The sequence below is a fragment of the Thalassospira sp. genome (assembly GCF_002709775.1).
Lineage (GTDB): Bacteria > Pseudomonadota > Alphaproteobacteria > Rhodospirillales > Thalassospiraceae > Thalassospira.
On the sequence record NZ_PAQR01000005.1, the window covers coordinates 135,214 to 149,307 of the forward strand.

Sequence of the window (14,094 nt, forward strand, 5' to 3'; positions counted from 1 at the left end):
GCATAAAACCAGCTTTGGCGAAGCTGTCAACTAATCCCGGATGAGATATTCCATGGTGGTGACCACGCGCACCGTCTTGTTGATCTGGTTGGCTTCCATCATGTTGGGCGCGCCATCAGCTGCCAAAATCTGGAACAGACCCTGTGTCGCGCGACGGATACCGCCCAGTTCACCCCCAGAGTCCGTGGCAAATTGCTGGGCTGCTTCGCGGGCATTGACGGTTGCAGCTGCGATCATTTCCGGTTTGATGTCATTAAGCCCCGTGAACAGGTAACTAGGCCCCGGGTTATATCCCTGCCCGCCCAGAACCACACCGCCCTGCAACAGCTTGCCGATATCCTGGGACGCGGCAACCACCGCATCTACATCATCAGTGCGGACCTGAATGGTCTGGTTGACGATATAGCGGCTTTCAATCGGGCCGGATCGATAGGACTGGGCAAGCTGATCGGTCACTTGCAGGTTTTGCAGTTCGGTGGCTTCGCGCCCGATGCCGTGGCTTGCGAGGAATTCAAACAGGGTGTTGGTATCAGCATCAATCTTGGCCTGTGCGTTTTGCAGCACATCATCGGTCGCAACATATGTAATCGGCCAGACGGCCTTGTCGGCCTTTACATCGCGCTCGGCCAGTCCCTTAACCGTGACATAGCGATCAAGGGCGCGCATGTTTTCAATGCCGGTCCCGACCAGCCAGCCTGATGCCGCCAATCCACCGGCGACCACGATGGCCGCGACAACTTTTGCAAATCCCGATGATTGCGCCATGGTGCAGTTTCCTTCTGCAGTTCGTCTATCCGGTTCCGGGCGATATGACAGATATGATATCGCGCACTGACTTTCACGGTATCTGCCTGTTATCCGCGCAAAAAACGGCGATTGCGGGGCAGTTTAACGCGACAAAGCTCTCCACCTGTTGCCAAAATGAAAATCTTTTGAATGCATTCAAAAACTGTCGCATTCACCGCCCGGGCGTGGTAAAACCCGGCCAAATCATTCAACCGAACAGCCACACACAACGCCACAAGAGGTCATCCATGCTGCGTTCTGAAATCAATGCCTGTATCGAGCATGCCAAGGAACTTTATGCATCCATCGCATTCAAGCTGCCGGAATGGGCACATTACGGCCCGGCACAATGGGATGGCGAAGCCGATCTGGCGAAATGGTGCCGTGACCATCAGATGGGCTGGGATGTTACCGATTACGGCGAAGGCAATTTCGACAAGCGTGGCCTGATCCTGTTTTGCCTGCGCAATGGCATTCTGCGCCAGCCGGGCGAAGTGCCCTATGCCGAAAAGATCATGATCGTTGGTGAGAACCAGGAATGCCCGTGGCATTACCACAAGGTCAAAATGGAAGACATCATCGTGCGTGGGGGTGGCAACCTCGTGATCGAGCTTTGCAACCTGACCGATGATGGCCAGATGGACCGCGAGAATGAAGTGCGCGTGCGCACCGATGGTAAGCTCAATATCCTGCCCGCTGGTGGCAAAGTTATTCTCGAGCCGGGGCAGAGCGTTACCCTGCCACGCACGTTGGTTCATCGCTTCTATGGTGAAGAAGGCAAAGGCCCGGTGATTGTCGGCGAAGTTTCGCAGGTAAATGATGACCTGACGGACAACTACTTCTTTGACTGCGATGCGCGCTTTACCGAAATCGAAGAAGACGTCGCACCGATCCATCCGCTTTGGAACGAACTGCCCAGCAGCTAAGCGGCGTTTAAGCGACGGTACAGTCCGAAATACAAAAAGCCCTGCGGCAGTGCTGCAGGGCTTTTTGCTTGGATATTGTATATTCCCGGATTACTCGGCAGGTGGCAGGTCTTCCTTGCTGCCAAGGATCTGCGTGAATTCCGGCATGTCGCGGAGCGGTTCGAATTCTTCTTCGGCCCAGGCCGGTTGGCGCATGGCATCGGACAGTTCGACCGCACGCTGCAGATCGGCAAGGGCGGCTTCCTTGAACCCAAGACCGGCATTGGCGCATGCGCGCTGATAATGGCCATTGGCACTTTCGGGCTCCTCGGCCAGCAACCGGTTACACAGACTAAGTGCCCAGTCACGATCGCCAAGCTGAAGCGCCGCATCGGCCTTATAGGCCATGACTTCCGGATCGCCGGGTGCGAGTTCGAGGATCTTGTCATAGGTTTCGATCTTTGCCCGCGGGTTGCTCAGTTGGTTGGCCTGTAGCCACAGGGCATGAATGGTCTGGGGGCGCTCGATCTCGTGCTGATGTTCGTTGATCAGTTTGGATTTCAACAGCAGCTCGTTTTCAAGCGAGGTCAGGCGCCCTTCGAATTCCTGCGACAGACGTTGCAGTTCGGTATTGGCCAGATTGCGCACGCTTGACTTCAATTCGCGCAAGGACTGCCAGCCCAGCATGGTCAGAAGCGCACCGACGGCGGCCACGAAATAGAAGAAATAGGTCACCGTGTTCGACGAATATGAAATCGCCTTGTCGATGGCCTCTAGCTGGCGGTTAACGACCTCGCGCAGCAATTCGGCGCGCATGCCCTGCATTTCGGTGCGCAGGTTTTTCAGTTCATCAAGAACGTAACGCTCCATCAGGGGGGGCATGTTGGAGCGTTCTTCGGCAGAGATCGGTCGATAATCAATCGTCGGGGTTTCGGTCGTACTGTCGGTGACATGGCCATTGACGGTTGTCTGGTCGTCGGAACCGCTGGTCTGTGCCATGGCAGGTGTGCCCGACACAACAAAGCCCAACAGGACGGCGATTGCAGCCATCAAAGCCGATAGTTTCCGCATCTTGTTTTCCCGTTTTTCTTTTTCGGACCGAAGCCGTTTCCCGATGAAAGCACCCCGGGGCAAAGCAGCCTAGGATGCAGACGTGAATAAACCGATAAAATTACAACCTACGCACTCTATACGCGCATGTGACAAAACTGATATAACGCAGGTGCACAATGCGCGTCCCAGACTTAAAGAAGTGCCTACAAATTCCACGATACCACTCCTTCAGGTTCCCCGGAATGCCTCAGCAAGAACAATACCGTCAGCGTTCTTACGCGCTGTCGCGTGAAGCGCTGGAATTAATTGATGAATTGGGTTTGAGCGCAAACCCGATCAATTATGCTGTGTTTTTTGCCTATGTGGAAAAGTCCAACGAAGACCTTGTGGCCCTGATTGACATTCTTCAAAGCAACAAGCGCGCGCTTGATGATGTGAAATGTCATGAACTCTATCAACGGTTTATCGAACCGGGCCGGGTCGAGCTTCTGCGCGAAACCGTTTCAAATGACCTGCTGCAGCAGATGTCAGATCTGATTGATCGCATCTCGAACGGCAAGGACGTCATCAATACTGCCGACCTGCGCGATGCAACCAACGACCTTCTGGGCGTTGGCACGCCATCCACCGCACATCAAAGCACCAAGAAGCAGGAAGACACGGATCAGGCGCCGGTCGAAGTCACCCAGTTGCTTCTCGATCTTGAGGAAATGAAACGTGAAGCTCACACCGACGGGCTGACAGGGATTGCCAACCGCAAGGCGTTTGACGAAAGCCTGCGCGATGCCGCCATGGCAACCATGGAAGGTGGCGAGTGCCTCAGCATCCTTTTGATCGATATCGATCACTTCAAACGGATCAATGACACGCACGGCCACCAGGCCGGGGATCAGGTCATCCGTACCCTGGCAAAGACCCTGCAGCAAAACGTCAAAGGGCGCGACACCACCGCCCGATATGGCGGCGAGGAGTTTGCCGTGATCCTTCCGGCTACGACCTTAAGCGATGCCATGCGGGTCGCGGAGAACATCCGGACATCAATTGAATCGCTGCATCTTAAAAGCATCAACCGCAACGAAGACCTGGGCCGCATTACCGCATCCATCGGGGTTGCGACCTATCAGCTGGGTGAACCACTGAGCCGGGTGATCGAACGCGCCGATCAGGCGCTTTATCTGGCCAAGGAAAATGGTCGAAACTGCGTGATGAACCAGAATGACCTTCTGACCCAACCGATCAATCACGCCGAAAGCGCATAGGGCAATTCGCGCCCAACCAGATCATGCCAGGCCAGTCTGGCGCATCAATTCATTGCTCCGCACCAGAAAATCAGAAACTTTGGTCTAAAGCCCTGCGTTTCATGACTTAAATCAAACCGTTTCTCTATTCGTTTGCATAGGATATTGCCGCGAGTTTCGGAGACATAATTCTACTGCAGGCAATTGATGAGCGCGTACGGGTTTAATCACAACACAGCACAAAGGCACACCAATGCAGCGCTGGCGTTGATGGCAGAACTTGGCGTGATTTCACACCCGGACAATTTCCAGATTTTCTTTACCTATGTCGCGAAAACCAATTTCGATCTTTGCCGGACGATCGACATTCTGCGCAGCAACCATCGCGAGTTCGACGAGGCCCAATGCAAAGAACTCCATACACGTTTCTTTAGCGACAAGCGCGAAAACGAAATCATCGAACGCATTTCAAATGACCTGCGCCAACAACTTGGCAGCATTCTTGATACCGTTCACAAGGTCGGCGTCGATACGCGGAAATATAACAAGGCGCTGGATCATTTCTGTTCCTATGTCGGGGACAAGAACCGTGATCTCAGCAATCTTGAACAGGCGCTTCATACCCTGCTTGGTGCAACGCGCGAGATGGAAGGTGTCAACCGCACGCTTGAAAACCGGCTGACCAACAGCTCATGCGAAATCACGCGCTTGCGCGAGGATATGGAAAACCTCAAACGCGAGGCCCTCACGGATGGTTTGACCGGCATCGCCAATCGCAAGGCGTTCGACATGCAATTGCGCGAAGGCATGATGCACGCCATGGAAGATGGCCAGCCGCTGAGCCTGTTGCTTCTCGATATTGATCACTTCAAGAAATTCAATGACACCTATGGCCATCAAATTGGCGATCAGGTGATCCGGTTGCTGGCGGAATCGCTTAAACGCAACGTCAAGGGTCAGGATACCGCTGCCCGTTATGGCGGCGAGGAATTTGCCATCATCCTGCCCAGCACATCGCTTGGCAATGCGATGCTGTTTGGCGATCATTTGCGCCATTATATCGAAACCCACAAGGTCGTGACCAAAACGGGCCGCACCATCATTGGCAAGGTGACGGCATCCATCGGGGTTGCCGAATTCCGCCCGGGTGAACCGGTGGCAAAACTGATTGAGCGGGCCGACATGGCGCTTTATTTCGCCAAGGAAAACGGTCGTAATCAGGTCGCCAGCGAGAAGCAGATCGCCACAGATGGTCGCGCACCTCAGCCACGTGACATCAGAGATATCGCAGCCCAATAGCAATTTCCGCCACTGGCACTGACAAGGGCACGATTTCCACGTATAAGCAGGTCCGAAACTCATTTGAATGGATCTGACGGGCTTGAAAAAGATTGATGTTCTTGTCATCGGGGCGGGTGCGGCCGGCCTGATGTGCGCGATTGAAGCAGGAAAACGCGGACGGTCCGTCGTGGTGGTTGATCATGCGGCCAAACCGGCGCAGAAAATCCGTATTTCCGGCGGTGGGCGTTGCAACTTCACCAATATCCATACCAGCCCGGAAAACTTCATCTCCGAGAACAAGCGTTTCTGTGTGTCGGCGCTCAAGCGATATACGCAGCATGACTTTCTTGATCTGGTAAATCGCTACAACATCGCCTGGCACGAAAAGACACTGGGCCAGCTGTTTTGCGATGAGTCGTCCTTTGAGATCATCGACATGCTGCTTGATGAATGCGACGCCGCCGATGTGACGATCAAACTCAACACCGAGATTTCCAACATCATGAAGAGCGAAGATGGCGGCTTTGACGTCACCACGCGCACCGGCGCGCAATGGACATGTGAATCGCTTGTCGTTGCCTGTGGTGGACTGTCGATCCCGAAAATCGGCGCGACCGGCTTTGGTTATCAGATTGCCCGACAGTTCGGCATCAATGTCATCCCAACCCGTGCGGCCCTTGTGCCGTTCGTGTTTGATCCCGACCTGCGCGCCCGCACTGGCGAGCTTTCCGGTATCTCGGTCGATGCGATTGTGCAATGCAACAAAAAACAATTCCGCGAAGGGTTGCTGTTTACCCATCGTGGACTTTCCGGGCCCTCCATCCTGCAGATTTCATCTTACTGGAACGAAGGTGATGCCATCACGGTCAACCTCAATCCGGAAGAAGACGCGTTTGATCTTTTGAAAACTGCCAAGGGTGAGAACCCGAAACAGGCAGTGCATACGGTTCTGTCGCGCATTTTGCCCAACCGGCTTGCGCAGATGATTACATCCATCCATGGCCTTGATCGTCCGATTGGTGAAACCGGTGATAAGGCGCTTCGCAAGCTTGCGATGGATGTCAATCAATGGGCCCTGACACCGAGCGGCACCGAAGGATATCGCACGGCCGAGGTCACGGTTGGCGGGGTCGATACCAACGCCCTGTCATCGAAAACCATGGAAGCCCGCGATGTGCCCGGACTTTATTTCATCGGCGAAGTTGTTGATGTCACCGGACATCTAGGTGGCTTTAATTTTCAATGGGCCTGGTCGTCGGGCTGGTCCGCCGGACAAGTCGTTTAAACGATCTTTCACCAACCATTCTTTGCACACCATTTAGGCCGTGCGGGAACAACTTGTGACATCAACCGTTTGAGTTGTAAGCGCGGTGCAAACACCGCTGCAACAAATGTGAGGTTGGAACATGTTTGAATATGGTGGAATTCTCGGACTTCTCGTCCTGATCGCCGATATTTGGGCGATCGTGAATATTATGGGCAGTGGTGCAAGCACCGGCTCGAAAGTCCTGTGGACTGTCCTTGTTGTTATCCTGCCGGTCCTCGGCCTGATTATCTGGTTCTTTGCCGGACCGCGCAGCGGACGCGCGACCGCATAAAACCGGACATCATTTCCCTCAATGACAAAAAGGCCGACAGGAAACTGTCGGCCTTTTTGTTTGTCTATATACCGGCGGCAAAGATCACAACAGCCCCAACGCCAATCAACCCGACCCTGACCAGGATCGGTTTTGGAGCGATCAGCCCATAGGAAATCGCCGTCAATCCAAGCGCAACCTTAAGCCCGGCAACCACCGCCCAAACCGGATGACTGGCAAGCTCGATCAGGGTGCTGTTGGCAATCATGGCAAGCGGCACGATATAAAGCCCGATGCCCAGCGCCATGGCCGTCCCGGCAACCTTGAGCCAGTTTTCCTCGACCATGCCGGCGGCAATAAACACCGCCCCGCAGACCGGTGGCGTAATGGTCGAAAGCAGCGCAAACCAGAAGATGAACAGATGCGCCTGAAGCGGTTCTAACCCCAATTCAATCAGGGCAGGACCGGCGACCGAGACGCAAATGACATAGGCCGCCGTGGTCGGGACTTCCATGCCAAGGATCAGACAGGCAAGGGCAGTTAAAAGAAGGGCAGGCCATAGCATCCCGCCCGATCCGGAAATCAGGAGCGAGGTAATCTTCACACCAAGCCCGGTCAGGCCAAGCACCCCGATCACGATCGAGGCACACAAAATGATCGACCCGATCATCGCCACCTGACGCCCGGCATTCAGGCACACATCGGTAAAACGTTCCTTGCTGCGCGCAAGATCAACACTGAGATCCGCATCAAGCAACAACAACGCCGCCCCGGCCAGAAGGGCCAGGCAGGCTGCATATTGCGGCGTATAGTCACCGACAAACATGCCCCACAGCAGGATGGTAAACGGCACCAGGAAAAAGCCCGACGTAATCAGAACCGCACGCATGTTTGGGCGATCTTCCTTGGGCACACCCGGCAAGTCAAAGCGAAGGGCAAAAGCATTGATGCCAACCCATACGGCAAGGAAGTAAAGCACGGCCGGCAACATGGCCGCGACCATGATATCGACATAGGGCTTGCCGGTAAGCTCGACCATGACAAAGGCCCCTGCCCCCATCAATGGCGGCATAATCTGACCACCGCTTGATGCCACCGCCTCAACCGCCGCGGCAAGGCGTTTGGGGTAACCCAGCTTGGTCATGGCCGGCAGGGTAATCGCCCCGGTCGAAGCGACATTGGCGGACGCTGACCCGGATATCGAACCAAACAGGGCCGATGACACCACCGAAACCTTCGCCGCCCCGCCCTTGAGCCGACCGGCAGCCGCGCCAGCAACATTCATGAAGCCCTGACCGGCCTCGCCGCCATTCAGAACCGCGCCAAAAATCACAAAAATTGCAACGATATTGACCGACACACCGGTCAGACTGCCCCAAAGGCCGCCCTCGGCAATGGTCAGGGTACCCAGCATGCTTTCGATCGGCAGGCCAGCGTGGCCAAACTCGCCCGGGACATGTTGCCCGAACAACGCATAAAGAAGCGCAATCGCCGCCACGGTTGGCAGGGGCCAACCAATCGCGCGGCGCGCCATTTCAAGCACGACCAGCAACAGTGCGACTGCCAGCATGATCTGGCTATTGCCAATCAGAAATCCGTATTGATCGCCAAGTGTCTGATGATTGATGACAAGCCAGCCGCATCCGATCAGACCAATAATGGTCAAAAAGATGCCCGAGATTTTCTGAGCCGGGGTTTTGGCGACAAAGATCAGCGCCCAGGGCAAGGCCAGCGCCATGTGGATCGGACGGCTGACAAGATTGGGCACCAATCCTGAAAAGATCAGCCAAAGGTGAAAGGCAATCGAAACGGCGCCAAGGGCGATCCAGAAGGGGCGAGTAGAGGCTGACATATCGTAAATGGCTTGCTTGATAAGAAATGGCCCGGCAGTTCTGCCGGGCCTTTAACATGTGATCGGATCAGCGATCAGCGCTGATCATCGCGAACGGAAAAACCGACTTCGTCATAATAGCGAAGCGCACCCGGATGCATTTTACCAGTGATGTTGGCAAGCATTTCCGGCGTCACACCATTCCACCAGGATGAGCTTTCACCCATTGCAGTCTTCTGGTCCCAGAAGGTTTTGGTCAGCGCATAAGCCGTGTCTGCGTCCATCTGGGTGGTGGCAAAGGCAACAACCGAAAGCGATGCTGTGGTGATGTCCTCGCTCTGACCGTTATAGGTACCAGCCGGAATAACCGTCTTGTCACGCTTGGTTTCGGCAAGCTGTTCTTCGGAAAGCGACAGCACCGTCACATAAGTACCTGCAGCAGCTTCGATCACGTTCGGAGCTGGCCAGGAGCCAGCAGTTACGAAACCATCGATCTGTCCGTTTTTAAGGGCCGCAACGGCGTTGGACAGTTCGGCATCGGCCAGATCAACCTTGCCTTCAAGGCCAAACAGCTGAAGGTATTTTTCACCTTCACGCGCGCCAAACGATCCCTTGCCGAGCAGGATGGTTTTGCCTTCGAGATCGGCAAAGCTGGTCGCACCGGAATCCGCGCGCATGACGAAATGCATGGTCAGCGACGGGATCGGGAACAGGGCGCGGACTTCGGCAAACTTTTCGGTCGGACGGCCATCGAACGGGCCTTTGCCGTTCTGTGCCAGGCTCACCAGACCGGGCGGGGAGGTAAAGACATAGTTGCCCGGACGTACCATGGCTTCCATGACGTTCTGAACCGAACCCTGGCTTTCCTCGACCGTGACGATGATGTCACCGTCGGTACCGGTTTTCATCGCTTCGGCAAACTGGGCTGCCATCTGATAGTAGGATGAAGCGGCCTTGGCCGATTTCAGGGTGACACGGGTTTCGGCCTGCGCGGCATTTGCCACCGACAGGGCCATCATACCGGCGGCAATCACGCCGAGAGTGCGCATAATTTTCAAGGTTTCCTCCCCTTGTATGGTGGGTTCACCGTCTGGCTTGAATGCCGTTTATGGCCGGTGGACCGAAAGTCTGGTGGCGAAGCGCAAAAACCAACCCCGTTTCAATCCGATTTTGGCAAAATGCGCCTGATTTGGGTCCATAGAAAGCATCAATTCCCCCAAGGTCAAGCTGCTTGTGCGATTTTCACAATTCAAAGGCGGTTTCGGCCCGAAACATGGCCCGTTTACACATAGCAGTTGCGCAAAAGCGGCACTATGCGCGCAAGTTCCGCAGGCTTAAAGAAAGGCAACAAATTTGACGGAACTTCTTGTGCACTGTGGTGTTAAACCCAAAATGCACTTATCCCCTTATTGGCCAAAGGCTTGTAAAGATTGACAGGCCTGATCCCCTACCGCAGGGTGCCTGCCATCTTGAAATTCAAACGAGGAAGCCATGCCGCGTTCGCCGGTCGCCCTGATCATTGCACTGTCTGCCACACTGTTTGCTGCCTTTGCGCTTAACAGTGGGGCGTCATTGCAATCATCGCTTCTGGCGCTGCGCGCCTCTGCCGAGGGATTTGCACCGGTCTATACCGGTATCATCATGGCATCCTATTATATCGGCTTTGTTGCCGGCATCATCTGGGGCGCAAGCCTTGTGAACCGGGTGGGGCATATCCGGACATTTGCCGCCCTGGCATCGGCCGCCTCCGCGATCACGCTTTTGCATGCTGTTCTGGTCGATCCAATCACATGGTCGCTTTTCCGCATCATGACCGGGCTTTGTGTTTCCGGTCTGTATCTGGTGATTGAAAGCTGGCTGAATGCGCAGGCTGACAATACCTCGCGCGGCGGGACGATTGCGATCTACATGACGGTGTCCCTTGGCGGTCTGGCGATTGGTCAGCTGTTGCTCAATGGTGCGCCGGTCAGCAGTTTCGAGCTGTTTACGGTTGCCTCCGTCTTGCTGTCACTGTCGCTGGTTCCACTGGCCCTTACCCGTCAGCCACCGCCTTCTGCGGTTAGTGGCGAACGCATGACGTTCCGTCGCCTGTACAAGATTTCCCCGCTTGGCTTTGTCGCAGCATCTGGTGCCGGCGTGCTTTCTGGTGCGGTTTATGGTGTCGGTCCAGTCTTTGCCGCCGACCTTGGCCTTGCAACCAATGACATCGCCTATTTCATGTTCTTTGTCATTCTGGGCGGCATGATCATGCAGTTCCCGATCGGCAAGATATCGGACATGGTGCCTCGGCAATATGTCATGATCTTTGTTTTGACCGGGCTTGCGATTTCAGGGATCTTCCCGCTGATTGCACCCGATCTTGTGCGCGAAAATCTGACGGTATGGGGCGGGATCACGGGTGTGTTTATCATGCCGGTATACGGATTGGCCGTGGCCTATGTGAATGACTATCTCGAACCCGAAGATATCGTTCCGGCATCGGGTGGTCTTTTGATCATTTATGGTGCGTCGGCTGCCACCGGTCCGCTTCTGGGGTCGAGTGCAATCGGGCATTTTGGCCCGTGGGCATTGCCGGTTCTGTTTTCCATTATCGGTATCTCCGTTGCGAGTTTTGCGATGTATCGCGCAGGCTTTGGTCGTCGTATCTCGATCGAGGAACAAGGTCAGTTCGTTGCTGTTCCACGTACAACGCCGATGGCCTTTGAATTGTCACCGATTACCGACGATGTCAGCACCGAAGACAATGATGAAGGCAACCCGGCCAAGGATGAAACCGGGCAAAAGCCGTTTGATCCGCACGATCTGGAAGATTTGCTAACCCCGGATGGTACGGCCCATCCGGACGATATCGGTCAGGTTCCGGCAGCAGACGGTGATGAAACGGCCGATCCGGAAACGGACACGAAAACCTGAGCACAGGTTACCGAATCACTCGGCACCCATCGGGGGCGCTTCCATAATACGGAAAACATCCCGTAAATTTGAAACAGGCTGTGGACCCGCCCCGGCTTCAACCCATATGTTGTGAACCAACGATAGGCGGGTTGGCTTTGCGGCGCGCGTTGCGCTTGCTGGCAAAACCACATTTGCCGCCCGAAACAGTTCCAAGTCTGGTGAGAGAAAACATGACCCAACGCATCCAAGAAGGTGGTCTTCAGATTGCAAAAGTGCTGCATGATCTGGTGGCCAACGAAGTCATTCCGGGAACAGGGATCAGTTCCGATCAGTTCTGGGCATCCTTTGAAAAGCTCGTCACCGAACTTGGACCACGCAACAAGGCGCTGCTGGCAAAGCGCGACGAATTGCAGGCCAAGATCGACGAATGGCATCTTTCGCGTCAGGACCAGCCGCGTGATCCGGCAGCCTATAAGGAATTCCTGACCGAGATCGGTTATCTCCTGCCTGAAGGTGATGATTTCTATATCACCACCACCAATGTCGACCCGGAAATCGGCCGGGTTGCAGGCCCGCAGCTGGTCGTGCCGGTGATGAATGCACGCTATGCGCTGAATGCTGCCAATGCACGCTGGGGCAGCCTTTATGATGCGCTTTATGGCACCGATGTCATCGACGAGGCCGATGGCAAGGAAAAGACCAAGGGTTTCAACCCGAAACGCGGTGCAGCCGTTGTCGCCTATGCGGCGAACTTCCTTGATGAATGCGCCCCGCTTGCGACCGGTAAACATGCCGATGCCACCAATTACGAAGTCCGTGAAGACGGTTCTGGCTGGTGGACGCTGGTTGTGACCCTGTCAGATGGCAGCGAAACCGCACTTGAACTGCCGTCGCAGTTCATCGGGTACAACGAAAAGGACGGTAAACTTACCGACATCCTGCTGCGTCGTCACAGCCTGCATGTCGAAATCCATATCGATCCGACCCACCCGATCGGCAAGGAACATGCCGCAGGCGTGTGCGACGTGATTATGGAATCCGCTGTCAGCACCATTCAGGACTGCGAAGATTCGATCGCCGCCGTTGATGCCGACGACAAGACCGTTGCCTATCGCAACTGGCTTGGACTGATGAAAGGCACGCTTGAGGAAAAGTTTGAGAAAGGTGGCAAGACGATCACCCGTCGCCTGAACCCGGACCGCACCTATAAGGGTGTTGATGGCAATGAAGTTGTCTTGCCGGGTCGCAGCCTGATGCTGATCCGTAATGTCGGTCATCTGATGACTACCGATGCGGTGCTTGATGCCAATGGCAACGAAGTCCCGGAAGGCTTCCTTGATGCCATGGTGACCAGCCTGATCGCCAAGCATGACGTGATCGGCAATAACGAACTTTCGAATTCGCGCCATGGCAGCGTCTATATCGTGAAGCCGAAAATGCACGGCCCCGAAGAGGTCGAGCTGACCAACGATCTGTTTGGCTTTGTCGAACAGGCGATTGATTTGCCCGAACATACGCTCAAGGTCGGCATCATGGATGAGGAGCGCCGCACGACGGTGAACCTCAAGGAATGCATCCGTGCCGCAAAGGACCGTGTGGTCTTCATCAATACCGGCTTCCTTGATCGTACCGGTGACGAAATCCACACCAGCATGGAAGCAGGCCCGATGGTCCGCAAGGAAGCGATGAAGGACCAGTACTGGATCGCCGCCTATGAAAACTGGAACGTCGATATCGGTCTTGAATGCGGCATGAAGGGCGTTGCCCAGATCGGCAAAGGCATGTGGGCTAAGCCGGACCGCATGGCCGAAATGATGGAAGCCAAGATCGGCCATCCGAAGGCTGGGGCGAAATGCGCCTGGGTTCCGTCGCCGACGGCTGCAACCCTGCATGCCATTCACTATCATCAGGTTGATGTCCGTGCCGTTCAGGACGAGATCGGCAAACGCGAACGTGCAAGCCTTGATGACATTCTGGCGATCCCGCGTCTGGGTGACATCAAACCGATGCCAAGCGAAATCCAGGAAGAGCTTGATAACAATGCCCAGGGCATTCTGGGTTATGTTGTCCGCTGGATCGATAGCGGCATTGGTTGTTCCAAGGTGCCTGATATCAATGATGTCGGCCTGATGGAAGACCGTGCGACGCTTCGCATTTCCAGCCAGCATATTGCCAACTGGCTCCATCATGGCCTGTGCAGCGAAGAACAGGTGATGGAAACCATGAAGCGTATGGCGGCTGTCGTCGACAAGCAGAATGAAGGGGACCCGACCTATCGCAACATGGCCCCGAACTTTGATGACAGCGTCGCCTTTGCGGCAGCCTGTGATCTGGTCTTCAAGGGGCGTGAGCAGCCGAACGGTTACACCGAGCCGGTCCTGCATGCACGCCGTCGCGAAGCCAAGGCAAAATACGGCGCCTGATCGCAATACCACGCACCAAAGCAGACCAAAAACAAAAGCCGCCCGATCCGTTCGGGCGGCTTTTATGTTGCAAGAAAATGCTGCAGCATAACGCGCAGCATTTCT

The 14,094-nt window shown here is 55.1% G+C and carries 11 protein-coding genes; 7 read left to right on the plus strand and 4 right to left on the minus strand.

The annotated features are described in order from the left end of the window. Window positions 1–30 precede the first annotated feature (30 nt). A complete protein-coding gene (locus CMO10_RS02755; protein ID WP_297018762.1) occupies window positions 31–765 on the minus strand; it encodes an SIMPL domain-containing protein in 735 nt (244 codons plus the stop codon). A gap of 269 nt (window positions 766–1,034) precedes the next feature. On the opposite strand from CMO10_RS02755, the gene CMO10_RS02760 reads away from it, so the two are divergent. After that, window positions 1,035–1,712 carry a D-lyxose/D-mannose family sugar isomerase gene (locus CMO10_RS02760; protein WP_297018763.1) on the plus strand — a complete coding sequence of 226 codons (678 nt, stop codon included), beginning with the start codon at window positions 1,035–1,037 and terminating at the stop codon, window positions 1,710–1,712. Between the two features lie 90 nt (window positions 1,713–1,802). Here CMO10_RS02760 and CMO10_RS02765 read toward each other — a convergent pair whose 3' ends face one another. After that, window positions 1,803–2,741, minus strand: coding sequence for a TPR end-of-group domain-containing protein (locus CMO10_RS02765; protein WP_297018764.1), 939 nt, complete (start codon window positions 2,739–2,741; stop codon window positions 1,803–1,805). Window positions 2,742–2,986: 245 nt separating this feature from the next. Between CMO10_RS02765 and CMO10_RS02770 the strand changes: the two genes are divergently transcribed. The 4 genes from CMO10_RS02770 to CMO10_RS02785 all read left to right on the plus strand — a co-directional run bounded on the left by CMO10_RS02770 (window position 2,987) and on the right by CMO10_RS02785 (window position 6,861). Further along, on the plus strand, window positions 2,987–4,003 hold the full coding sequence (locus CMO10_RS02770) for a GGDEF domain-containing protein (RefSeq protein ID WP_297018765.1): 1,017 nt from the start codon (window positions 2,987–2,989) through the stop codon (window positions 4,001–4,003). Between the two features lie 186 nt (window positions 4,004–4,189). After that, the gene (locus CMO10_RS02775; protein ID WP_297018766.1) at window positions 4,190–5,281 is read left to right on the plus strand and encodes a GGDEF domain-containing protein; all 1,092 of its coding nucleotides are present in this window, start codon (window positions 4,190–4,192) and stop codon (window positions 5,279–5,281) included. 67 nt (window positions 5,282–5,348) lie between these two features. Continuing rightward, the gene (locus CMO10_RS02780) at window positions 5,349–6,548 is read left to right on the plus strand and encodes a BaiN/RdsA family NAD(P)/FAD-dependent oxidoreductase (RefSeq protein WP_472910347.1); all 1,200 of its coding nucleotides are present in this window, start codon (window positions 5,349–5,351) and stop codon (window positions 6,546–6,548) included. 121 nt (window positions 6,549–6,669) lie between these two features. Continuing rightward, complete coding sequence (locus CMO10_RS02785; RefSeq protein WP_044827285.1) at window positions 6,670–6,861, plus strand: PLD nuclease N-terminal domain-containing protein; 192 nt, start codon at window positions 6,670–6,672, stop codon at window positions 6,859–6,861. Between the two features lie 64 nt (window positions 6,862–6,925). Here the strand turns inward: CMO10_RS02785 and CMO10_RS02790 are convergent, their stop codons facing one another. Continuing rightward, window positions 6,926–8,692 (minus strand): TRAP transporter permease, encoded by a 1,767-nt coding sequence (locus CMO10_RS02790; protein WP_297018768.1) that lies wholly within the window; start codon window positions 8,690–8,692, stop codon window positions 6,926–6,928. A 74-nt stretch (window positions 8,693–8,766) separates the two neighbouring features. Further along, the gene (locus tag CMO10_RS02795; protein WP_297018794.1) at window positions 8,767–9,720 is read right to left on the minus strand and encodes a TAXI family TRAP transporter solute-binding subunit; all 954 of its coding nucleotides are present in this window, start codon (window positions 9,718–9,720) and stop codon (window positions 8,767–8,769) included. A 442-nt stretch (window positions 9,721–10,162) separates the two neighbouring features. Between CMO10_RS02795 and CMO10_RS02800 the strand changes: the two genes are divergently transcribed. Both CMO10_RS02800 and CMO10_RS02805 read left to right on the plus strand, forming a co-directional pair. After that, a complete protein-coding gene (locus tag CMO10_RS02800; protein WP_297018769.1) occupies window positions 10,163–11,584 on the plus strand; it encodes an MFS transporter in 1,422 nt (473 codons plus the stop codon). Between the two features lie 212 nt (window positions 11,585–11,796). After that, window positions 11,797–13,989 carry a malate synthase G gene (locus CMO10_RS02805; protein ID WP_297018770.1) on the plus strand — a complete coding sequence of 731 codons (2,193 nt, stop codon included), beginning with the start codon at window positions 11,797–11,799 and terminating at the stop codon, window positions 13,987–13,989. The last annotated feature ends 105 nt before the right edge of the window (window positions 13,990–14,094 follow it).

Bases quoted from the DNA above. Each gene is read 5' to 3' on its own strand.
- CMO10_RS02760 (WP_297018763.1), top strand. From the start codon at position 1,035: ATGCTGCGTTCTGAAATCAATGCCTGTATCGAGCATGCCAAGGAACTT.
- CMO10_RS02800 (WP_297018769.1), top strand. From the start codon at position 10,163: ATGCCGCGTTCGCCGGTCGCCCTGATCATTGCACTGTCTGCCACACTG.
- CMO10_RS02770 (WP_297018765.1), top strand. From the start codon at position 2,987: ATGCCTCAGCAAGAACAATACCGTCAGCGTTCTTACGCGCTGTCGCGT.
- CMO10_RS02790 (WP_297018768.1), bottom strand. From the start codon at position 8,692: ATGTCAGCCTCTACTCGCCCCTTCTGGATCGCCCTTGGCGCCGTTTCG.
- CMO10_RS02755 (WP_297018762.1), bottom strand. From the start codon at position 765: ATGGCGCAATCATCGGGATTTGCAAAAGTTGTCGCGGCCATCGTGGTC.
- CMO10_RS02775 (WP_297018766.1), top strand. From the start codon at position 4,190: ATGAGCGCGTACGGGTTTAATCACAACACAGCACAAAGGCACACCAAT.
- CMO10_RS02805 (WP_297018770.1), top strand. From the start codon at position 11,797: ATGACCCAACGCATCCAAGAAGGTGGTCTTCAGATTGCAAAAGTGCTG.
- CMO10_RS02795 (WP_297018794.1), bottom strand. From the start codon at position 9,720: ATGCGCACTCTCGGCGTGATTGCCGCCGGTATGATGGCCCTGTCGGTG.
- CMO10_RS02765 (WP_297018764.1), bottom strand. From the start codon at position 2,741: ATGGCTGCAATCGCCGTCCTGTTGGGCTTTGTTGTGTCGGGCACACCT.
- CMO10_RS02785 (WP_044827285.1), top strand. From the start codon at position 6,670: ATGTTTGAATATGGTGGAATTCTCGGACTTCTCGTCCTGATCGCCGAT.
- CMO10_RS02780 (WP_472910347.1), top strand. From the start codon at position 5,349: ATGGATCTGACGGGCTTGAAAAAGATTGATGTTCTTGTCATCGGGGCG.